The organism is Cyclobacterium xiamenense (genome assembly GCF_900109255.1).
Classification (GTDB): Bacteria; Bacteroidota; Bacteroidia; order Cytophagales; family Cyclobacteriaceae; genus Cyclobacterium; species Cyclobacterium xiamenense.
Genome location: NZ_FNZH01000001.1, coordinates 849,765 through 870,716, shown reverse-complemented (window position 1 = coordinate 870,716; position 20,952 = coordinate 849,765). Strand labels below are relative to the sequence as shown.

Here is a 20,952-nt window from a genome sequence, read left to right as displayed (position 1 = left end):
ACCGCTAAAAATAAGTCATGACCGCTGTAAATCGAGTCAGCTGCTCAACGCTATCCCGGCAGAAAAGCCTGAGCTTATTGTGGGGTGGACAAATATTTGTCGACCAGCGCATCGCTCCAATCGCTGCTCCCCGGCCCATAGGCCTCCAAATCGACCCCGTATGCACGTTCCAAATCCGTAGCCCAGATTTCTTCCCAGGTGTTTACCGCACAGCAAAACTGCCAGCCGGGTAGTATTTTCGTTGCCGTGTTTATCTCCAAAAGATACGAATAGTTGGGGGAACCCTGTCGTCATAGGCCCAACCTTTTTGCAACTAATCCGGCGAAATTCAACCAGTGGCTCCTTTGATCCCAACCAAATGAAAAAATACGGTATGTAGGGTCGCGGGAGGAGCTGTTAGATCCATTGCCTAGTAGGGGTCCCCTCGAATTACCACTGCCCCTGGGGAATTAGCTGCCGCTCCATGGGGAACTAATTCATCGCTTTTCTTACCTTTATGCCCCATGCAAAACAACGATATTTTACGAAGCCTGCGGTATACATTTGATTTTGGCGATGACCAGATGATTCGGATTTTTGGACTTGGCGGCCTGGAAACCACGCGTGCAGAAGTCAGTGACTGGTTGAAAAAAGACGACGACGAAGCCTTTAATCCCCTGGGAGATTTTAAGCTAGCCGCTTTTTTAAATGGGTTGATTACCTACAAACGAGGTGCAAAAGAAGGAGCCGTTCCACTTCCCGAAAACCGGCTGACCAATAACCAAATCCTGCGAAAGCTAAAGATCGCTCTGGAACTGACCGACGAGGAACAACTGAAAATCCTGGAATTGGCCGGACGGATCATCAGCAAACACGAGTTGAGTGCATTTTACAGGAAACCGGAACAAAAGCAATACCGTCTTTGCAAAGACCAAATCCTGCGTAATTTTCTTCAGGGCATGCGGCAGTACTACCGGGAAGGAACCAACGAATCGGATACCTGATCGCTGTTGATTTTCCCTAACGAAGCTTAGCGGATCCCGTTGCGCTTTCGAGATATAGATGGGGTTTTTCCAGCGGTCTTCGAACCTCCCTAGGATCCATTAAAAAACGATTTTACCGGGACAAATAATACGGCTTCTTTCCACCTCCTTTTGACGACTTGACACGACTCATCGGTATCACATTGATAGCGAATCAAATACTTTCGCACCCACCCAATTTATTTGGTTTTTAGAAAATAAAGCAGTAGTCTTGTCTTGAAAAGGCCTTTTGTAGCATCATTGCTTCCGAAATGGCACCTTTCCAATTTTTACTGTACTTGTTCAATTCATCATTAAACACATAAACCAATCATGTCAAAAAAAGTTGTAACCCTTGGAGAAGTAATGCTTCGTCTTTCTACACCTGACTTCAAACGTTTTGTGCAGTCAGACACCTTTGATATTACTTATGGAGGAGGGGAAGCCAATGTAGCGGGCGCACTTTGCAATTATGGCCTGGAAGGGACCTTTGTTACGAAGGTGCCAGATAACCCCATTGGTCAGTCTGCCATCAATCATTTGAGAAGGTATGGGGTGGACACCCAGTTTATTGCCAAAGGTGGAAAACGCCTGGGCATATACTTTTTGGAAACCGGTGCATCGATGCGTGCTTCTCAAGTGGTGTACGACCGGGCCGATGCGTCCATCGCTGAGGCAGAAATCGCTGATTTTGATTTTGATAAAATATTTGAAAATGCCGTTTGGTTTCATACCACCGGCATCACGCCTGCTCTCAGCGATAAAGCAGCGGCCCTGACTGAAGCTGCACTCAAGGCAGCCAAAGCAAAAGGCGTGACGACCAGCATCGACCTAAACTACCGAAAGAAATTGTGGAGTAAGGAAAAAGCCCGGGAAGTAATGACACGTCTTTGCCAGTACGTGGATGTTTGTATTGGCAATGAGGAAGACGCCGAAACCACCCTTGGCTTCAAAAGTAAGGAAACCGATGTGACCAAAGGAGAACTTAATCTGGACGGATACAAGGACGTGTTCAAGCAGATGAAGGAGAAATTTGGATTTCAATACATCGCTTCTACCCTTCGCGAAAGTTACAGCGCCTCCGATAATGGCTGGAGCGCTTTGGTATACGACGGGACCGAATTTTACCATTCCAAAAAGTACGACGTGCGCATCGTAGACCGCGTCGGCGGCGGGGATTCTTTTGCCAGCGGTTTTATCTATGGCCTGGTAGAAAAAATGTCCATGAAAGACGCCTGTGAGTTTGCGGTAGCGGCTTCGGCGCTGAAGCATACCATCCCGGGTGACATGAACCACGCTACCCTGGCTGAAGTCAAGGTCCTAATGGGCGGAGATGCCAGCGGAAGGGTTCAGCGTTAATCCAGGAAACCATGATACTTGACACCCTCGCCAATAGCAAAAAGTACCATGCCGTGCATCCGTTGTTTGCAGCGGCATTCGACTACCTATCCAAACAGGACCTGTCCTCCCTGGAAGATGGGAAATATGCAATAGATGGAGATAAACTGGTAGCTGCGGTTTTTACCAAACCGGCTAAAACTGCGGAAGAAGCCAACGAAAAATTCGAGTGCCACGACCGGCATATCGACATACAGGTTTGCATCAGCGGAAAGGAATCGATCGGTTGGAAACCCAGAGAAAAATGTACCCAACCGAAAGGATCCTACAATCCGGAAAAAGACGTGTCTTTTTATGCGGATGCGCCGCAAATGTACTTCGGAATGGAACCGGGGCAGTTTGTCATCCTTTTTCCGGAAGACGTACATTCGCCCATGATAGGCGAAGGTGCGCTGAAAAAAATGGTGATAAAAGTATTGATTTAAAGTCGGGTTGGTCACAGCAACCCTTCATTCATTTCCTTCCCGATCAGTTGCTGACCCGGGATGAGTTAATTCTAAAACGATGAGCAAAAAAGACACAATCTTACACAAGATACCCGAACAAGCACTACTTCCCCTGTATTTTGACAAAGACGAAACCGTCAGCCTGGAAGTGCTTAAGGCCTTGTACGGTGCCGGTATTCGCATGGTGGAATACACCAATCGTGGCGAGGCAGCCCTTTCCAATTTCAAAAAAATGGTGGCCTTGCGCGATAGCGACATGAAAGACCTGTTGCTGGGGATCGGCACGATCAAAAACAAGGAAATGGCCGAAACCTATATCGAAGCAGGTGCGGATTTTATCATCTGCCCGGGTCTCGTCGAAGAAGTGGCGGAAGTGGCAGACGCGAACGACATGCTTTGGATACCCGGATGCATGACACCCTCGGAAATCATTAAAGCCGAAAACATGGGAGCCAAAATGATCAAATTGTTTCCCGGAGACATGCTCGGCCCCGGCTTTATGTCCGCAATCAAGTCGCTTTTTCCCAACCTGCTGTTCATGCCTACCGGCGGTGTTTCCCTGGACCGGGAAAACATCAAGTCCTGGTTTGACGCAGGTGTATGTGCCGTAGGCATGGGAAGTAAGTTGGTAAGTAAGCCTCTGTTGCAAGCGAAGGACTATGCCCAGATTCAGGAAATGACCAAAAAGGCCCTGGAAATCGTCCACGAAATAAAGGGCTAAGGCCTGATAGTGAATACCTGATCAACCAGCTAGCCGCAGCAAACAGCGCGACTGGCTGGTTTTTTTAATTCCCGGCCGGTAACATGTTTCGGATTCCGGAGATCTTCCAATTTCCTTTCACTTTTACCGCAATAAAGGTGCTCCACATTTTTCGTTCGGTACCGTTTTCGCCGTTGATAACGTAGCGCGCGTCTGCGAGCGCACATTTTTCGTCCAAATACCTGACCCGCTCCACTTTTAAAACCCGGTCTCCGGGATTTGCCCGGGAGCTGCCGCCCATGCCTTTGATGGCGGCTGCTTTGCCGTACCGCCACTCTCCAGTGGAAACCAACTGATCCACATCATCCGTCAATATGCTCGCCAGAAGCACGGTGTCGACCCGGTCCCTGGCATCTGCATACATACCGACCAGGTCAATAATGGCCTTTCCATCTTCGATGGTTTGTCCGCGAAGACCGTTGGAAAAAAAGCCCGCAAACAAAACGATACCCATGATTCCTATTCTGTTCATAATTCGCTGTAGGTTTTCCTAAAGATACTAAAATTTGATGGAACCGGAACGCAGCGCCCGCCCTGCTAGTCAATTAGTGCGCTATGTGAAAAAACGAGGGATGAATCCACGCTATAACCCAATCATTTTTTTTCCCCATCGGTACCCACTCCAGCATAAAACAAAGCACAGGAAATTTCGTTTATACACCATGGTTCAGTTTCTCCGCGTCACCGTTTTCTTCGTACTTCAATTAGTCGCCTGCGGCATTCCCGTATTCGGTCAGGATGCGAGTCCCTACAGCTACACCAGCGCTAGTCGGGACGGGACCGGGAAATGGTACATGGGTCGGGAAATCTCACAAATCATGGGATTTCACGGCATGGCCTGGTTGGAAAGACCCGAACGGTCGGAGGAGGAAAACACCGATTTGGCCATAAAAAACCTGCCACTGACTGCCAATTCCGTTGTCGCGGACATTGGGGCGGGCTCGGGTTTCTATACCTTCCGAATCGCCAAAAAAGTTACAGAGGGTACTGTCTATGCGGTAGAAATTCAGCAAGAAGCGATCGATTTCCTGCAAAAAAAAGCAGACAATTTGGGCATGAAGCAGGTTGTCCCGGTGGTCGGGTCGGATAAATCGCCAAATCTGCCCGAAGGAGCGCTGGACCTTATCTTGATGGTGGATGTGTACCACGAGTTGGCATTTCCTCAAGAAATGCTGCAAAACATGCGCAAAGCGCTCAAGCCCACAGGTAAGTTGGTATTGATCGAATACCGTGGCGAAGACCCGGCTGTTGCCATCAAACCCCTACACAAGATGACGGTAAGGCAGGTGAAGAAAGAGCTCGGTGCGAATGGGTTTACCCTGGAGAAGAATGGTCAGTTTTTAAACATTCAGCATTTTCTGGTTTTTGAAAAAGAACGGTGAGCTACCTTCTCAATTCCGGCGCCAGTTCACACCGCTGATCACGTAACAGGGAAGATATTGCTTCCTGATCCCAGGTTTGCTTGATTTTTTGCAACATGCTCCCATACTCTTTTTTATAATTTTTCCGTTTGATCGCTTCGACAAATCGCCGCACATCCGTCCGGGTTTCGAGTAGCAAGGGTGGCACCGGAGTAGGCTTATCGTCCTCCCCTTTTGCGACCATGGTAAAGTAACAGGTATTGGTGTGTTTTACCACGCCGGTTTTTACATTTTCGGAAATCACTTTGATGCCGATGATCATGGAACTAGTGCCCACATGATTTACCGATGCCTTTAAAGAAACCAACTCCCCTACTTCTACCGGCTGGAGAAAGTCTACCGTATCTACCGAAACCGTGACGCAATAGGCCCCGGAATGCTTACTAGCGGCAGCATAGGCTACTTTGTCCATCAGCGAAAGCAAAATGCCTCCATGTATTTTTCCTCCGAAATTTGCATACGAGGGGATCATTAACTCGGTCATGGTGACCCGGGAAAAATTAGCTGGCTTTGCAGGAAGGATTGCAGTCATTGAAAAGGATAGGTATACATCAACATACATCGTAAAGGCCGTTAAAGATAGGTAAGATTTTTATAAATTTATACGGAAGAAACCCATATCCCTATGCCGAAAGCAGAAGAACCGGATTTTGCCTATCAAAACCAAACAAATCCCATCTTCACCTGATAAATAAAGGGTTAAACCTGTCAGGTTTCATCTACCAACGTTTATTAGTGGCCGAATACCAACCAAAACCTGTTAGGTTTCACCTACCAACGTTTACTACTGGCTGAATACCAACCAAAACCTGACAGGTTTACATCGCGAATCCGTTACTTACTCCTATTATTCAACAGATAAATAAAGGGTTAAACCATGTCAGGTTTCACCTACCAACGTTTATTACTGGCCGGATACCAACCAAAACCTGACAGGTTTACATCGCGAATCCGTTACCTATTCCTATCTTCACCTGAGAAATAAAGGGTTAAACCTGTCAGGTTTCATCTACCGACGTTTACTACTGGGTGGATACCAACCAAAACGGGACAGGTTTACGGATTTAAACCAATTCACCAGAAGAATGAACCAACAATGGAATAATTGCTAATTTCCAAGTGAAAATCACACTTCCTTTTTATATTGTAAAACAAAATCAATAGCATACGCCCAAGACTCTATTAAAACCCATGTACCGCATCCCCATTTTTCTTTTTCTTCTGCTGTCCTTTAGTTCATCCGTCTTTTCCCAACAAATCTTCAGTCCCAAAGACGGGGATCGGATTGTTTATCTGGGCAATTCGCTGATGGAGAACGAACAACAGTATGGATTTCTGGAATACCTGATTACCAGCCATCATCCGGAAAAGCAGCTCTCCTTTCGAAATTTGGGCTGGTCCGGGGATACGGTTTTTGGCGATGCCCGAAGCTATTATACCAGTCCTCCCGGACCCTTTGAATTACTCATCCAACAAATCCGGGACGTGCAACCCAATTGGGTAATTCTGGCCTATGGGGGGATCGAAGCGCAATCTGGCGAAAAAGGACTCCCCGCTTTTGCCGAAGGATTACAACGCTTGTTGGACTCCCTGGATCAGTTGAATACCCGGGTAATCCTACTTTCTGCCCTGCCCCATCGTGCAGCTGGTACCGACAATCTGTTGGGCGAGAGGAACGCCTCGCTGCGCCTATACAACGAGCAAATGGCTCAACTGGAAGACCAGGAAAAGGTGTTTTTTGTGAATGTCTTTGATGCATTTTATTCTCCCGAATCAATCGACTGCTGGGAATCCAACGGCATCCACCTCAATGAAAAGGGGTATCACCAACTTGCCCAGCTTATCGTTTCTGCCATCCATTCTCCCGTTTTGGAGCAAGAACTTGTACTGGATATTTCCAGCAATTCGGTCCTCGGCGGGGATTCTCTAATCGGCCTGGAATCGGATCGTAAAGCCGGAACGGTTTCGTTTACCCGAGTTCCAAACCAACTCCGCCTGCCGCTGGAGAAAAACCAAATCCAGGTAAAGGGACTGGCAAAGGGGATGTATACGTTGACCATTGACGGTGAATTGGTTGCCGTAGGCAGCCACAAGCAGTTCGCGGCTGGCATGGCCCTGGAACAGGGTCCGGAAGTTGCCCAAGGCCGCGAGCTATTGGAACGAATCCGGGAAAAGGACCGGATCTATTTCCAAAAATACCGCCCGCAAAACCGCACCTATATCATTGGATTCCGGAAGTACGAGCAAGGAAGACACAAAGAAGGTCTGGATGCCCTCGATACATTGATCTATTGGCTGGAGGAGAAAATAAACCTGGGAAAGAAGCCGGTCCGTCAACAGTACCGAATTCAACCCGTCTCCGGCGACTAAGACGTATTTATTTAGTAACAAAATCGTATCACAGATTGTGGAAATAACCTATCAACAAGTGACCCCATACAGAACATTCGCTATACGCAGCCTTGTGTTGGCAATTTTTATCCTATTTTCTGCAACAAGCCTACGGGGTCAAAATGCCTTGCGAGACATTCCAGACCCGGACCCGGAGGTGCAATTGCGCATGTTTCAAATTGCAGATGGTTTTGAGGTAAACCTCTTTGCTTCTGACCCAATGGTGGTAAAACCCATCCAGATGAATTGGGATCAGGACGGCAGATTGTGGGTGGTCAGCAGTACGGTTTACCCCCACCTGAAACCTGGCGAAGTAGCCAATGACAAGATTCTCGTGTTGGAAGATAGCAATGGAGACGGAAAAGCCGACAAATCCACCGTCTTCGCGGAAGGCTTGATTACCCCAACCGGAATCCTTCCCGGCGACGGCGGGGTCTATGTAGCCAATTCCACGGAAGTCCTCCATTTAAAAGATACGGACGGTGACGGAAAAGCCGATGAACGGCAAACCATCCTAACGGGTTTTGGTACGGGAGATACCCACCATTTGATCCACACCTTTCGCTGGGGACCGGACGGACTCCTCTATTTTAACCAATCCATTTACATCTACAGCCACGTGGAAACTCCCTGGGGAGTCCGGCGGCTGGAAGGCGGAGGGGTCTGGCAGTACAATCCCAAAACCAAACAACTGGAAGTCTTCGCCCGAGGTTTGATCAACCCCTGGGGACTGCAATTTGACCGCTGGGGTAATGCCCTGTTGACGGATGGGGCGGGAACCGAAGGCATCAACCATGCCTTCCAGGGAGCAACCTTCGTTACCGCCCCCGGAGCTGACCGGGTTTTAAGAGGCTTGAATCCTGGTCAACCCAAGCACAGTGGCCTGGATGTGGTGTCTGGATCCCACCTTCCGGATGATTGGCAAGAAAGCCTCATTACCAACGACTTCCGCGCAAACCGTATCAATCGTTTTGTACTGGAAGCGCAAGGAAGTGGATTTGTTTCCAAGCAAGCGCAGGATATCTTATGGACCGATCACATCGGATTCCGTCCCGTGGACATTCTCATGGGGCCCGATGGGGCCATCTATGTAGCAGATTGGTACAACCCCATCATTCAACATGGAGAGGTAGACTTTCACGATCCACGAAGAGACCAGCAGCACGGCCGGATATGGAGAATCACGAAAAAAGACAGTCCTCTGGTGCCAAAACCCAAACTGCCCGAAATGGGAATTCCGGAACTGTTGGAAAATCTGAAAGCCTCGGAAAACTGGACCCGGCTTCAGTCAAAATTGGTGCTTCGGTCAAAACCTGAGGCAGAGGTGATACCGGCATTGGAAAAATGGCTGCTCACACTTTCCCCCAATGAAGCGGATTACGAACACCACCTTTTGGAAGCACTTTGGCTGTATCAGACCCTGGGAAGGGTGTCGGTCCCACACGTGGAAAAAGTACTGCAAGCAAACCATCCAGGCGCCCGGGCAGCCGCCCTACGGGTAGCCACCCATTGGAGAAACAAATTGCCTGACTACCAACAGTACCTGAACCAGGCCCTGCGTGATCCCGACCCAACCGTACGCCTGGCAGCCGTGGTAAGTTTACAAAACGAAACAGATGCAAACGCTGCCGTCATGGCTTTGACTGCCTTGGAACAGGAAGTAGATACCAACCTGGAATTTGCGCTATACACAACGGTCAAAGCCTTGCGTTCGGCCTGGCTTCCGGAGATTCTGGCAGATCCGGGGTATTTCGGGGACGATGCCAAAACCATTTTTGCCTTACAGACCGTTACCGATCCTCAGGCCATCGAACTGCTTGGACGCCTGTACGCAGACGACCAATTACCGGAGAAGTTTCGGCCTCAGGTCATTCAGACCCTGGCCAGGTACGGTTCCGGGAAGGAATTGGCCATTTTGTTCAAGAAAAGCCAACAGCCGGAGCGCGCTACCAGCCAACGTGGACAGGAACTGGACGCCCTGATTTTGGCTGCCCGGGAACGGAACCTCCTTCCCGAAAATGGGACGCAAGGGCTCCTTTCCCTGTTGGAATCCAGGGAAGAAGCATTGGTTACCAAAGCCCTTCTCCTGGTTGGATCCTGGAAACGTGTCGAATACCGGGAAAAACTCGTGGAGCTGATTCATCAGGGAAGCCTACCCGTGAAAACTGCCGGTATGGAAGCGCTGGCCCAGCTGGAAGACGAGGCCAGCAAACAGGTACTCAATACATTTGCAGGCAATACGGGTAATCAGGAGATTCAGCTGCTTGCACTTGCCCAACTTGCATCTAAACGGCCAGCTGAAGCCATCCCAATGGCTGTGGCTGCCTGGAACCAGGGTATCCCGGAGGAAGCTGCCGGGGAACTATTCGGGGCCTTTATGAGGACCGAATCGGGAACACGGGTTCTCACCGAAAACCTATCTACGAATACCATTCCGGCGACCATGGCCATGCAAGGTAGAAAAGTCATGCAACGCTACGTTCCCTGGTACCGCAGAAACAGTGCTGAGGTGAAAAACCTGGTGGTAGCTCTGGAAAAATCGGGCGGCGCCTTGCCACCCGAGCGCATGCCTCAGCGGTTGAACGAAAATCAGGTATACGCATTGGCCCAGGAGGTAAAAACCAAAGCTGACCCCGTCATTGGTGAGAGTATCTACCGTAGAAAATCGCTGATGTGTCAGAACTGCCACGCCCTGGGAGGAGCCGGGGGCCGGTTGGGTCCGGATTTGAGTTCGCTGGGAACCAGTTCACCCATCGACAACATCATTCAATCACTGTTGGATCCCTCCGAGTCGGTGAAAGAGGGCTACGAACTTCAAAAGGTAACCAAGACAGACGGCAGTCTGTTTATGGGCTACCTGGTGGGTGATGGTACGGATGAATTACGCATGCGTGACATGTCGGGGCAGGAAACCGCCATCCCCAAAAATCAAGTTGCCAATCGGGAAAATGTACCGGGCTCCCTCATGCCCCCCGGCTTGACGGCAAGTTTGGAACGGGACGAGTTTGTCCATCTGGTTGGCTATTTGTCCAAATTGGGAAGTTCAGGAGATTTTCGGGTGACCAATGAAAAATTTGTTCGAAACTGGCACGCCGTCACGGAGTCAGAAGCGGTTCAATTCCTTCTATCTGGGACCGTCGCAGCCGGCGAAACAGCAGCACTACTCGAAAAAGGAAGCATGGCTTTATACAGCATGGTCGGAGGTAGCCTTCCGCTGGAAGACATACCGGTGTTGAAGGATGCTGAGGGCAGGGAAGTTGGACTGGTACAGTTTGAAGTCGAGGTCCTCCAGGAAGGTACCCTGACATTTGAGATCAATTCTGGCAAGGCAGTCCGCGTACGGATGGGAACAGAGGAGCTATCAATGGCGGATACCAAGGTGAGCACACGGGTAAGTCAGGGCACACACCTGGTACAGGTGGTCGTAGACCTTACCGATGCGGATCAGGAATCCCTTCGGATACAGGTGCATGAGGAGGGGGATCAGCCCTCGCAAAACCGCTTGGTGATGGGAAATTGACCCCCGCGAAAATCAGGGCCTTGCCTGTCTCAATTCCAGTCCGATAGAGGTTCTGGGAAGAAAACCGGTCCAGGTTTCCTCCAAAGAGTCTTCGGGCAGGTCCAGAAATTTGCCGTAATCCAGTCCTTTCAGGTAGATGCCAAGAAACGCCGTTACGAAGTGTTGGTTGATATTATTTACTCGTTCTTCGTCCCAAACGGGTTCGCTGTAATGCATGTAGTCTGCCGGGTCCAGGTCCGGCGATACCGGTGGATTTGGCGCTACATTGTGTCGGGCGTTGAGGTAGGTCAGTAGGTATCTTTCTGCATTTGAGGCTCCTTCGTAAATGGCTTTGACACCATCTTCGTACCCCGATATATCGTCTTCGCTACCGGCGATGAAAAACGTCGGTGTTCGGAGGCTTTGGAGTCCTTCGCTATCCCAAACTCCACGTTGCATGCCCCAGGGTGCCAACGCTACAATGGCTTTCACTCTTGGATCTACGGTCCTGGGATAAGTGGGATCGGACAGGCTTCGTGTAGCGAGAAGCTGACTTCCGGATGTCATTTGAGAAAATGCGCCGACAAAACCTGGCGAAAAGCCTGCCCCGGCTGCATTCAATACTCCATAGCCGCCCATGGAATAACCCAGCAGGGCCGTACGGGAAGCATCCACCATTCCGGATAAAAAATTTCCTTCTTCTGGTTGATTGAATCGATCCATTTCCTCAAGAACAAACAAATCATCCAGCGGGCGGTGGTAGAGTGTACTGGCAAATTTGCCCGGATTTTCGTGGGTAGACTCGGTATGGTCGATAGCAACTACCAGGTAGCCTTTGGATGCCAGGTTTTCGGTGAGGTAGGTCATCAAAACGCGCGATCCCAGGTAACCGTGCGAAACGATCACCAATGGATAGGGCCCCTGGCTGGTATCGGGGACTGCGTTTCTTTCAGCCCTTCCCGGAAAGGTAAACGCCTTTAGGGGACGGGTCGGGTCGGTGGTCGTACCCAGAAAATCGGTGTATTCCGCCATTTTTGCATCGGGGTTTTCCTGTGCCGGGTACCATACTTCTACCCGTAGTGGCCGGTCGTAAACGGGCATTTCCGTGCCGTTGGATTCCTGAATATTTGGCTGGTTAGCATGGATTAATTCCAGGGTGCGTACGCCTACCGGGAACGGACCGCTTGCCGCAAGTTCTGGCGCATCCGGCAACCGATCCCCGAAAACAAACGGATCGGTCTGGGAATAAATCGACTGGGAGATAAAAACGCAAAAGGCAGAAAAGTAAAAAGCAAAGTTGATCAGCGGTCGCTTCATGGTTGGCAGGTACGTTGGTAGAAAATTTTTCCAAAGATAGGAATTTTCGGAGATCCTCCGCTCAGGACGGATAGGGAATTATACGCGCTGAATGAATACCAAAAAAAAATCACGTATCTTGACCCACTCTATTTAAGTTGCCGCAAATTCAGAAAATAAAAAGTATGTTTGTTCGCAAAATATCGAGCCATCAATTTTTCAATGTTGACTAATCGCCCTCGTTTTAACCAATTGAAAGCAAAGCGGCAGGTGAAGGATATCAGCCAATCGATCTTCAGACGTCCGGGAAGGGATATACCTGCTGGCATCGTGGTATTTCTTGTCGCACTCCCGCTGTGTTTGGGGATCGCCCTGGCTAGTGGAGCTCCTTTAATTTCGGGGCTCATTGCCGGGATGGTGGGCGGGCTCGTTACGGGAATAGCCAGTAAATCGCACACCAGCGTTTCCGGCCCGGCAGCCAGCCTTTCCGCTGTAGTTTTAACGGCGTTAGAGGTGCTCGAGACATTTGACGTATTCTTGCTGGCATTGTTTATCGGTGGGCTTATTCAAGTGATTCTGGGATTTCTCAAATCGGGAATGATTGCCGACTACATGCCCACCAGCATCATAAAAGGGTTGTTGGCAGCCATCGGACTTATTCTGATTATCTCCCAACTTCCCTATGCATTGGGTGTGGAGTTGGACAAAAGCAGACTGCTGGATTACTCGCAATCCTTTTTTTCCGGCGTCATTGAAACGGGTGCATTGGTGCTTTCTTTGTTCGCTCCAGGTGCGCTGATACTTGCGGTGAGTTCGTTGTTGCTCATGATTTTTTGGGAAAAAACCGCATTAAAAAACGTCAAATGGCTTCCTCCTTCCCTATTTGTCGTGCTATTCGGAGTGTTGCTGAATCAGACCTTTAAATTTCTACTGCCCGCTTTGTACCTCGATGGCATCCACCTGGTACACATTCCGGAAATAAACGATCCCACTGCGTTGTTTACTTTTCCGGATTTTTCTGCCATAGACAATTTTCAGGTATGGACCTATGCCTTTACCATCGCCATTATCGGATCCATTGCCACATTGTTGAATCTCGAAGCAACGGATAATCTGGACCCACACAAGCGAAGGAGTCCCCCCAATCAGGAATTGGTGGCACAGGGCATCGGTAACAGCATTGTGGGCCTTATAGGCGGTATTCCCATTACCTCGGTCATTGTCCGAAGCTCCGTTAATATTGAAGCCGGTGCGGAAACCAAGCTATCCACGATTATCCACGGATTTCTCCTGACCGTCAGTGTATTGTTTTTAAGTACTATCATCAATTTGATTCCCCTGGCCTCCCTGGCAGCAATTTTACTTTTGGTCGGATACAAGCTAACTTCCTATTCCATCATTACCCAAATGTATCGAAAAGGCTGGTCTCAGTTTATTCCATTTGCGGTGACCGTAACGGCTATCTTGCTTACCGATGTCCTGATTGGCGTGCTGATCGGATCGGCGTCCAGCGTGTTTTTTCTTTTGCGCGGAAACTACTACAACCCCTTCTACATGGAAGAAACGAATCCCGGCAGCAAGCGAAAAACAATCCGGCTCGAGCTTTCCAACGAGGTCTCCTTTCTAAACAAGCCGGCGATCAAACGCATCCTGTGGAACCTTCCAAAAGGTACGCGGATAACCATCGATGCTTCTTTTTCTTCCTACATCGAGCCAGATGTGTTGGAAATTCTTAACGATTATCAGACCACCTTTGCACGAGAAAATGCCATTGACTTTACCATTGTCGGACTAAAAGACAGTTACGCTCCAAGCAACGAGGTAGTTATTGGCAAACCGGCGGTAATAAATCGTGCCGATTTGAAAAAACCAGCCAATGTGCTTCAGTACCTAAAGGAAGGAAACAAACGCTATGCGGACGGCAACCTGGTTTCCCGAAGGTTTCAAAACAAAAAGTTAAAGGATTTTATCAAAGATGTGCCGTTGGCAGTCGTGGTCAACTGCATCGATATGCGGGAGCCGTTAAACATGTTATTGAATACGGGTATTGGAGATTTGATCCCATTAAAAGCAGCCGGAACCCTGCTGGACAATCACCTCGTTCACACCCTGGAAATCGCCTGCCGGGAGCAGGGGGCGGTTTTGATCGTTGTATTGGCCAACTCCGACAACCATTTGCTAAAAAATGCATTGAAACGTGTATTGGCCGAACCCACTGCACCCTTCAGCCCCCTACTGGTACCCGCAATCGAAGCCGGCTATTTTTCTCCCGAACGGTTTCGTAGCGAAGACCTGAGTCATTGGTCGGATCGCTTGGCACGTTGGAATGCAGCACCGGCCCAAACGAAGATCGTTCATACAAACGCATACCTTCGTACCCACATTAACCAGGGAAAAGTGGGGCTTTGTATGGCTTTTTTCCATCGCAAAGACGGTACAATCGACTTCTTTCCCCTCTACCAACCAACCAATTGAACCGATGTTCCACGAAAACCACCCGAATACAATGAATACATTCTCTATTGCAGGCTTTTCAAAAATAATTCCATCAAATGCACTTGCAAGAATTCTCCCCCTCGCCATCAATGCCTTTTTGAGTATCGGATTTTTCACCGGATGCACACCAGCCGATAGCAGGGCCCAGGTCCGGGAATCGGACTGGAAGTCTTTATTCAACGGCAAAGACCTGGAAGGGTGGATCCCCAAATTTCATCACCACGAAACAGGGGAGAATTACGCCAATACCTTCCGCGTAGTAGATGGCAGGATTCAGGTAAATTACGACGATTACACCCGTTTCGAGGAACGCTACGGTCACCTTTTCTACGAAAAGCCCTTTGGCTCGTTTCACCTGAAATTCGACTACCGCTTCACCGATCAATGGATGAAGGATGCACCGGATTACACCTACCGCAACAGTGGGGTGATGTTTCATTCCCAGTCCCCGGAGAGCATTCTGAAGGAGCAGGATTGGCCGATTTCAGTGGAATACCAGATGCTTGCAGATGCCGGCGACGGCAACCCGCGGCCGACAGGCAACATGTGCTCGCCGGGCACAGAAGTGGTGTTCCAGGGCCAGATGGACCCCAGGCATTGCATCAATTCCACCTCTCCTACCTTTCCCTGGGACGAATGGGTGGCAGCAGAATTGATTGTTTATGGAGATTCCCTGGTTATTCATAAGGTGAACGGAGAAACCGTGCTGGAATACAGTCAAACGCAGATTGGTGGAGGCGTAGCCAACGGGTACGACCCTGGTATCAAAGTAGACGGGAAAGCACTAAAAGAAGGCTACATCGGCTTGCAGGCAGAGGGGCAGGGAGTGGAATTTAAAAATATAGTCATCAAGGCGTTGGATTGATTTGTACGCCTGATAGCAGTAGCGCAATTTTTGGTCGGAAAATTGCGTGATGTGTGGTGGTATTTGTTATAAACCATTCCGCTGCTACAGATGAACTATTTCCTTTACTTTCTTGGATCATTTTTTATCCTTGCGAGCGCGTTACCGCTCATCGAAACGGGTACCTGGTGGATACGTGTATTTGATTTTCCACGTTTGCAGCTTGCGGCCATTGGCGGTGTAACCTTCGTTTTGAGTGCTTTTCTGCTAAGGAAAGGAAGCTTTCCCGGAAGGGTCGTTTTTTTCGCCTTACTTATTGCCGCGTTGGGTCACCAAATTTCCAAGATCATCGGTTTTACTCCACTTGCCGACACCACCGCAAAAAGGGCGGTATCTACGGATCCGGATCGAAAGTTTTCTCTGTTGCTCAGTAATGTTCGCATGGAAAATAAAGAGTATGGAAAGCTATTGGACCTCATCGCCGAGAGGAATCCCGATTTGATCTTATTGACCGAGCCAAACCTACTTTGGACGGAAGCGCTCATTTCACTGGACGAAGACTACCCATATACGATCAAGGAACCCTTGCCCAACACCTACGGTATGCTCCTGCTATCCCGGTTTCCACTTGAAAACAGCGAGGTGAACTACCTGGTTGAAAACGACATTCCCTCGATTTTCACCAAAGTGCAGCTACCCTCTGGAGAACGCTTTGATTTTTTCGGGGTACACCCCGAACCGCCCCGACCTGGCTCAGATACCTACGAACGGGATACCGAATTGTTGATCATCGGCAAAGACATCGAGAAAAATCCCCGGCCGGTACTGGTAGCGGGCGATTTAAATGACGTGGGCTGGTCCAAAACATCCACCCTGTTTCGAGAATACAGTCAACTACTTGATCCACGTGAGGGCCGTGGCTTGTTCAATACCTACAACGTTTTTCTTCCCTTATTGCGGTACCCGTTGGACCATGTGTTCTATACCAATGATTTTGGATTGGTTCGGATTGAAAAATTGCGGGCAATTGGCTCGGACCATTTTCCGATGTGGATCGATTTGACCTTCGAACCCGATCCGACAAATGCCGAGGAGGTACCGGATTCCGATTCGGAGGACAGGCAGGAAGTGGAAGAGAAGGTGGAAGAAGGAAAGGAAGAAAGCCAGGACTCCTAGCAAATTCAATCCGGCAGGCGTGCCACGGCTATCGCAACGATGGGACAATTGGGCGTATCGGATCCGACCGAATGGTTTTAGTTACCGTAACAATCGATCCATTAAGGCCTCATTGCAGGCCCGACCCAGAGGAATCACTTCGTCATGGCTCAGGCGTACCTTATTTCCACGTGCTTTTTTATCTGCCTGCTATTGACAACAAAAAACTTATGGACCCGAATAAAGATCGTTTCGTCAAACATTTCCATCCATCGTTTGAGCGGTTCGGCCAATAGTATTTCTTTGCTGCCAGCACAATGACGCTATAATCTTCCTCCGACCGGATATTGCGTATATCCTCGAAAGCCATCCGCGCCTGATCGTAGCGTCGCCCACCTTGATAACGCACGCTTTTCTTGCATCGTAGATTCGGGGTTCCTGGGAACGATAGTCTCCCATTAACCTTCCCCATGGCCTTGACAAATCGCTGAAAAGAAAACGGTTTTTGCAGGTAATACACGCTAAAAATGTACCGATCTACCCGCTATTTTCGTCAATTTTTTCGGTAAACAACGCGGTTGACCGGATAAATGACCTCATCAATACAAGACGCCATTCGCCCGAAAATACCAGTCGTTTACCGATACAATTTTTTTTCTGCGCATTTTCTGCTGAAATTTACAAACAGTAGGAATTACAAGAGCCCTCATGAAACGAATTCTAATCACAATTATCAGTTTGGGAATCAGTATTGGCTGTCTACAGGCGCAAACTATTGAAATCACCGGCAAGGTTGTCGAAATCAATAGCCAGAAACCCATCGAATTTGCAACCGTCAAGCTTCTGGATACGCAAGATGGACAGCTGCTTGCGGGTACTACTACCGCAGCGGACGGAACCCTGCTGTTAACCACCCAAAAAACGGATTTTATTCTGGAAATCAGCTTTATCGGATTTATTACCACCCGCATCTCCGAGTACACGGTGATCGACGGCACGGTGAATTTGGGCACCATTCGCCTTTCCGAAGATAGCGAGCTAATGGATGAGGTTGTCATTCGAGGTGAGCGATCTACGACCGAGTTTCAGTTGGATAAGCGGGTGTTTAACGTAGGCCAAGACCTGAGCAGCACCGGAGCCAGTGCGTTGGAAGTATTAAACAACGTACCGTCAGTTACCGTGAATATTGAAGGCCAAATCCAGCTCCGGGGCATTGGGGGAGTTCAGATTCTGATCAACGGAAAGCCCTCGGTCCTGGCCAGTGATGGTGGCAATGCCCTGGGTACCCTCACCGCAGATATGATTGACCGCGTGGAGGTAATTACCAATCCCTCTGCCAAATACGATGCCGAGGGTACCTCGGGCATCATCAATATCGTGCTAAAAAAAGAAGAAAAGAGAGGCGTAAACGGTTCCATCACACTCAATACCGGCGTACCGAACAACCACAGTTTGGGCTTTAGCCTAAACAAACGCACGGACAAATTCAACCTGTTTAGCCAACTGGGCCTGGGGCACCGGACCTTTCCCGAAACCTTTGAGACCCTAAACAGCAACCTTAGCGAACAGACCTTTATCCGAAATAGGGGTGATGGGGAGAAAAACGAAACGTTTTTCAACCTGATCCTGGGTACCGATTACCACATCAATGAGCGCAATGTGCTCTCCCTTACCGGCAATTTTGCCTACGAGTTGGAGACCGAATATTCCAATGGAAACTTCACGGCCCAAACCGGGACCGCCGCGCCGCATGCGGGGTGGACACGAGATGAAGCCACGGAAGCCACCAATCCCAAATGGCAGTACGAATTGCAGTACAAGAGTGATTTTTCGGACAAGGACGACCACTACCTCTTGATAAGTGCGTTGGGTAGTTCGTTTGCCAAAAAGCAGCAATCTTCTTTCGATAACCTGCCTTCGTTTGGCGAATCTGCCTTGCAGGACCGGCAGCAGACCGATACCGATTTTGGGCAGTGGGAGTATACATTTAAAGCCGATTACACCCGGCCAATGACCGATAAGATCACCTTTGAATCGGGTGGTCAGTACCTGATCACCGATGTTCGAAACGATTTTGCGATCCTGGGCTTTGAAAACGGCGGCTGGCAGGAAATACCCGAGCGTACCAATACGTTTTTTTTCACGCAAAAAGTACTGGGCGTCTACAGTACCGGTGCCTATGAGGGCGACAAGTTTGGCCTCAAACTCGGTATTCGGGCAGAAAACACGGACCTGAATACCCTGCTGGAGCAAACCGAGGAAGAAAACCGGAAGAATTTCACCAACCTATTCCCGACCCTGCACAGTTCGTACAAACTGGCCGATAACTTTTCCCTGCAGGGAGGCTATTCCCGACGCATCTCCCGACCCCGGCTTTTTGACCTAAATCCCTTCTACAACATCCGAAACAATTTCAGTATCCGGACCGGAAATCCGGAGCTGCTGCCAGAACTGACCGACAGTTACGAAATCACGGGTATTTTGGACCTGGAGCTTCTGTCGCTGAGCAGTTCGATCTATCACCGCTACATCACGCAAACGGTGGAAAACGTAACTACTTTTGAAGATAACGTAGCGATCACCATGCCCATGAATATTGGCACCAACAAAGCCACTGGCCTGGAATTAAACGGAAAAATCACGCCCAATGATTGGTTGTCCCTCAATGCGGATTTCAATTACAATTACTTCAACCGGGAAGGAACATTCGAAGCCAGTCCGTTTGATTTTACGGCGGACCAATGGTCAGCCCGGCTAACCTCCAAGTTTAGCTTGCCGGCAGATTTTACCCTGGAGCTGATCGGTAATTACCAATCGGCGTATCAGACCTTTCAGCGAACCATTAGCGGCTACGCATTGGCCGATATCGGCCTTCGTAAGAAAATTATGAAGGGAAAAACTATCTTGAACCTCAGCATACGGGATGCTTTTGCCTCGAGGATATTTGAAAACGAAACGGTGCAGAATAACTTTCGCCAATACGACTACCGCCTGCGGGGCCGCTTTATCACATTTGGTATCAGCTATGGCTTTGGAAAGGGCGAGGCCATGGAGTTTAGCGGACAGAAACGGTTTTGATCAATTGTATAACTAATAAAGCGGAGTCGATGCCGGGCCGTTTTTAGAAAACGCTTTCGGCTACACGAGCAGGTGCCAAAAAAAATAATAAATCAGAAAAGCCAGTCACCATTCCTTATGGGCGCTTACTACCCGGTAGATTCGGGCGGTCGCTCCTCTACCAAAAATCGGATACCAACGTCGAGCCAGCAGGTGTGGTTTCCCGGTCAAGCCGATTTTCCCTGACTGGCGCTCATTGGTGATATCTGGAACGCAGGTTGAGAAAAAATCCACTAACTTTCTTGTTCGATTGAAACCCGATACCACGAGTAACCCGGGTACTAACCGCTAGAAGGCAAGTTGATGGAAAGCAAACAAAAGGCTATTGGCAACAAAAACAAGATTGAGAAGGGACAGATCTTAAAGGTTTCGAAAATGAAGCCGGTTATCAAACCCACCAAACCCCACCGGCACGAAGGCTACCACGAGTTAATCTACTTGTCGAAGGGCGCTGGCCAGCACACGGTAGGAGATCAGGTATACGAGGTACTGCCTCCCATGGGTTTTTACTTGAACCTGGGTCAGGTGCATTGCTGGAATTTTTCGCGAATACCCGAAGGGTATGTTGTACTATTCAAAGAAGAAGTGCTTTCGGGTTACCCCAAGGCACTCGCACGGCTTTTTGGCATGAATGAAACATTTAGGCTCTCGGAAGAAGATCCATCGGTCATGCAATTACTCGATATTTTTTACGCTGATTACCAACGAGAAGAACCGCTTGAAGTATTGGCCGCACAGTTGAACAGCTTGATTTACAAGACCATTCAGCTGCCGCAGAATCGAAAACGAGTCCCTCCTACCCTCTTGGATGAATTTGTGAGATTTAAAAAACTGGTTCGCCAAAACTACCTGCAGCTGAAAACAGCCGAAGCTTACGCGAAGATCATGCATATCAGTAGTCGAAAATTAAATCATATTTGCCAGGCGGCTACCGGAAGCAACGCCGTCGATGTCATTCGCGAATGCGTGCTGATCGAGTCCAAAAACCTGCTAACCCATACCGGGCTGCAGGTAACGGAGATTGCCTATCAATTAAACTTTTCAGATGCATCGAATTTCGTAAAGTTTTTTAAGGCTCAAACAACGCTCACACCTACCGAATACAGGGCCAAACTCTAAAATCTACCA

The 20,952-nt window shown here is 49.1% G+C and carries 17 protein-coding genes; 12 read left to right on the top strand and 5 right to left on the bottom strand.

Annotated features, from left to right (window positions below; all coding sequences use genetic code 11):
• Positions 1-74: 74 nt before the first annotated feature.
• A complete protein-coding gene (locus tag BMW71_RS03150) occupies positions 75-260 on the bottom strand; it encodes a hypothetical protein (protein WP_092169336.1) in 186 nt (61 codons plus the stop codon).
• 243 nt (positions 261-503) lie between these two features.
• Here BMW71_RS03150 and BMW71_RS03145 point away from each other — a divergent pair, with 243 nt between their 5' ends.
• The 4 genes from BMW71_RS03145 to BMW71_RS03130 all read left to right on the top strand — a co-directional run bounded on the left by BMW71_RS03145 (position 504) and on the right by BMW71_RS03130 (position 3,566).
• Positions 504-983, top strand: coding sequence for a YehS family protein (locus tag BMW71_RS03145; protein ID WP_092169333.1), 480 nt, complete (start codon positions 504-506; stop codon positions 981-983).
• 351 nt (positions 984-1,334) lie between these two features.
• On the top strand, positions 1,335-2,360 hold the full coding sequence (locus BMW71_RS03140) for a sugar kinase (protein ID WP_092169330.1): 1,026 nt from the start codon (positions 1,335-1,337) through the stop codon (positions 2,358-2,360).
• Between the two features lie 11 nt (positions 2,361-2,371).
• A complete protein-coding gene (locus BMW71_RS03135) occupies positions 2,372-2,824 on the top strand; it encodes a NanQ anomerase/TabA/YiaL family protein (protein ID WP_092169327.1) in 453 nt (150 codons plus the stop codon).
• A 79-nt stretch (positions 2,825-2,903) separates the two neighbouring features.
• Positions 2,904-3,566 (top strand): bifunctional 4-hydroxy-2-oxoglutarate aldolase/2-dehydro-3-deoxy-phosphogluconate aldolase, encoded by a 663-nt coding sequence (locus BMW71_RS03130; protein ID WP_092169324.1) that lies wholly within the window; start codon positions 2,904-2,906, stop codon positions 3,564-3,566.
• A 64-nt stretch (positions 3,567-3,630) separates the two neighbouring features.
• On the opposite strand, the gene BMW71_RS03125 is transcribed toward BMW71_RS03130, so the two are convergent.
• The gene (locus tag BMW71_RS03125) at positions 3,631-4,077 is read right to left on the bottom strand and encodes a DUF4440 domain-containing protein (RefSeq protein WP_092169321.1); all 447 of its coding nucleotides are present in this window, start codon (positions 4,075-4,077) and stop codon (positions 3,631-3,633) included.
• A gap of 190 nt (positions 4,078-4,267) precedes the next feature.
• Between BMW71_RS03125 and BMW71_RS03120 the strand changes: the two genes are divergently transcribed.
• Positions 4,268-4,987 carry a class I SAM-dependent methyltransferase gene (locus BMW71_RS03120; RefSeq protein ID WP_092170228.1) on the top strand — a complete coding sequence of 240 codons (720 nt, stop codon included), beginning with the start codon at positions 4,268-4,270 and terminating at the stop codon, positions 4,985-4,987.
• A gap of 1 nt (position 4,988) precedes the next feature.
• Here the strand turns inward: BMW71_RS03120 and BMW71_RS03115 are convergent, their stop codons facing one another.
• A complete protein-coding gene (locus BMW71_RS03115; protein WP_092170226.1) occupies positions 4,989-5,558 on the bottom strand; it encodes an acyl-CoA thioesterase in 570 nt (189 codons plus the stop codon).
• A gap of 659 nt (positions 5,559-6,217) precedes the next feature.
• On the opposite strand from BMW71_RS03115, the gene BMW71_RS03110 reads away from it, so the two are divergent.
• Together BMW71_RS03110 and BMW71_RS03105 are read left to right on the top strand one after the other, a co-directional pair.
• Positions 6,218-7,396 carry an SGNH/GDSL hydrolase family protein gene (locus BMW71_RS03110; RefSeq protein ID WP_092169318.1) on the top strand — a complete coding sequence of 393 codons (1,179 nt, stop codon included), beginning with the start codon at positions 6,218-6,220 and terminating at the stop codon, positions 7,394-7,396.
• Between the two features lie 148 nt (positions 7,397-7,544).
• Positions 7,545-10,937: a PVC-type heme-binding CxxCH protein gene (locus BMW71_RS03105; protein WP_244891057.1), complete on the top strand. Its 3,393-nt coding sequence runs from the start codon at positions 7,545-7,547 to the stop codon at positions 10,935-10,937.
• A 12-nt stretch (positions 10,938-10,949) separates the two neighbouring features.
• Here the strand turns inward: BMW71_RS03105 and BMW71_RS03100 are convergent, their stop codons facing one another.
• A complete protein-coding gene (locus BMW71_RS03100; protein WP_092169315.1) occupies positions 10,950-12,233 on the bottom strand; it encodes an alpha/beta hydrolase family protein in 1,284 nt (427 codons plus the stop codon).
• A 231-nt stretch (positions 12,234-12,464) separates the two neighbouring features.
• Here BMW71_RS03100 and BMW71_RS03095 point away from each other — a divergent pair, with 231 nt between their 5' ends.
• The 3 genes from BMW71_RS03095 (at position 12,465) to BMW71_RS03085 (ending at position 16,728) form a co-directional block, all read left to right on the top strand.
• Positions 12,465-14,687 (top strand): bifunctional SulP family inorganic anion transporter/carbonic anhydrase, encoded by a 2,223-nt coding sequence (locus BMW71_RS03095; RefSeq protein ID WP_244891056.1) that lies wholly within the window; start codon positions 12,465-12,467, stop codon positions 14,685-14,687.
• Between the two features lie 31 nt (positions 14,688-14,718).
• Positions 14,719-15,573: a 3-keto-disaccharide hydrolase gene (locus BMW71_RS03090; RefSeq protein ID WP_092169309.1), complete on the top strand. Its 855-nt coding sequence runs from the start codon at positions 14,719-14,721 to the stop codon at positions 15,571-15,573.
• A gap of 90 nt (positions 15,574-15,663) precedes the next feature.
• Complete coding sequence (locus tag BMW71_RS03085) at positions 15,664-16,728, top strand: endonuclease/exonuclease/phosphatase family protein (protein WP_092169306.1); 1,065 nt, start codon at positions 15,664-15,666, stop codon at positions 16,726-16,728.
• A gap of 149 nt (positions 16,729-16,877) precedes the next feature.
• On the opposite strand, the gene BMW71_RS24090 is transcribed toward BMW71_RS03085, so the two are convergent.
• Complete coding sequence (locus tag BMW71_RS24090) at positions 16,878-17,006, bottom strand: LytTR family transcriptional regulator DNA-binding domain-containing protein (RefSeq protein WP_143057556.1); 129 nt, start codon at positions 17,004-17,006, stop codon at positions 16,878-16,880.
• Positions 17,007-17,415: 409 nt separating this feature from the next.
• On the opposite strand from BMW71_RS24090, the gene BMW71_RS03075 reads away from it, so the two are divergent.
• On the top strand, positions 17,416-19,785 hold the full coding sequence (locus tag BMW71_RS03075; RefSeq protein WP_092169300.1) for a TonB-dependent receptor: 2,370 nt from the start codon (positions 17,416-17,418) through the stop codon (positions 19,783-19,785).
• Positions 19,786-20,127: 342 nt separating this feature from the next.
• On the top strand, positions 20,128-20,943 hold the full coding sequence (locus tag BMW71_RS03070) for a helix-turn-helix domain-containing protein (protein WP_092169297.1): 816 nt from the start codon (positions 20,128-20,130) through the stop codon (positions 20,941-20,943).
• Positions 20,944-20,952 lie beyond the last annotated feature (9 nt).

Coding starts and splice junctions, on each gene's coding strand:
- BMW71_RS03110 (WP_092169318.1), top strand. CDS start 6,218: ATGTACCGCATCCCCATTTTTCTTTTTCTTCTGCTGTCCTTTAGTTCA.
- BMW71_RS03125 (WP_092169321.1), bottom strand. CDS start 4,077: ATGAACAGAATAGGAATCATGGGTATCGTTTTGTTTGCGGGCTTTTTT.
- BMW71_RS03075 (WP_092169300.1), top strand. CDS start 17,416: ATGAAACGAATTCTAATCACAATTATCAGTTTGGGAATCAGTATTGGC.
- BMW71_RS03085 (WP_092169306.1), top strand. CDS start 15,664: ATGAACTATTTCCTTTACTTTCTTGGATCATTTTTTATCCTTGCGAGC.
- BMW71_RS03130 (WP_092169324.1), top strand. CDS start 2,904: ATGAGCAAAAAAGACACAATCTTACACAAGATACCCGAACAAGCACTA.
- BMW71_RS03115 (WP_092170226.1), bottom strand. CDS start 5,558: ATGACTGCAATCCTTCCTGCAAAGCCAGCTAATTTTTCCCGGGTCACC.
- BMW71_RS03140 (WP_092169330.1), top strand. CDS start 1,335: ATGTCAAAAAAAGTTGTAACCCTTGGAGAAGTAATGCTTCGTCTTTCT.
- BMW71_RS03135 (WP_092169327.1), top strand. CDS start 2,372: ATGATACTTGACACCCTCGCCAATAGCAAAAAGTACCATGCCGTGCAT.
- BMW71_RS03070 (WP_092169297.1), top strand. CDS start 20,128: ATGGAAAGCAAACAAAAGGCTATTGGCAACAAAAACAAGATTGAGAAG.
- BMW71_RS03090 (WP_092169309.1), top strand. CDS start 14,719: ATGAATACATTCTCTATTGCAGGCTTTTCAAAAATAATTCCATCAAAT.
- BMW71_RS03100 (WP_092169315.1), bottom strand. CDS start 12,233: ATGAAGCGACCGCTGATCAACTTTGCTTTTTACTTTTCTGCCTTTTGC.
- BMW71_RS03145 (WP_092169333.1), top strand. CDS start 504: ATGCAAAACAACGATATTTTACGAAGCCTGCGGTATACATTTGATTTT.
- BMW71_RS03120 (WP_092170228.1), top strand. CDS start 4,268: ATGGTTCAGTTTCTCCGCGTCACCGTTTTCTTCGTACTTCAATTAGTC.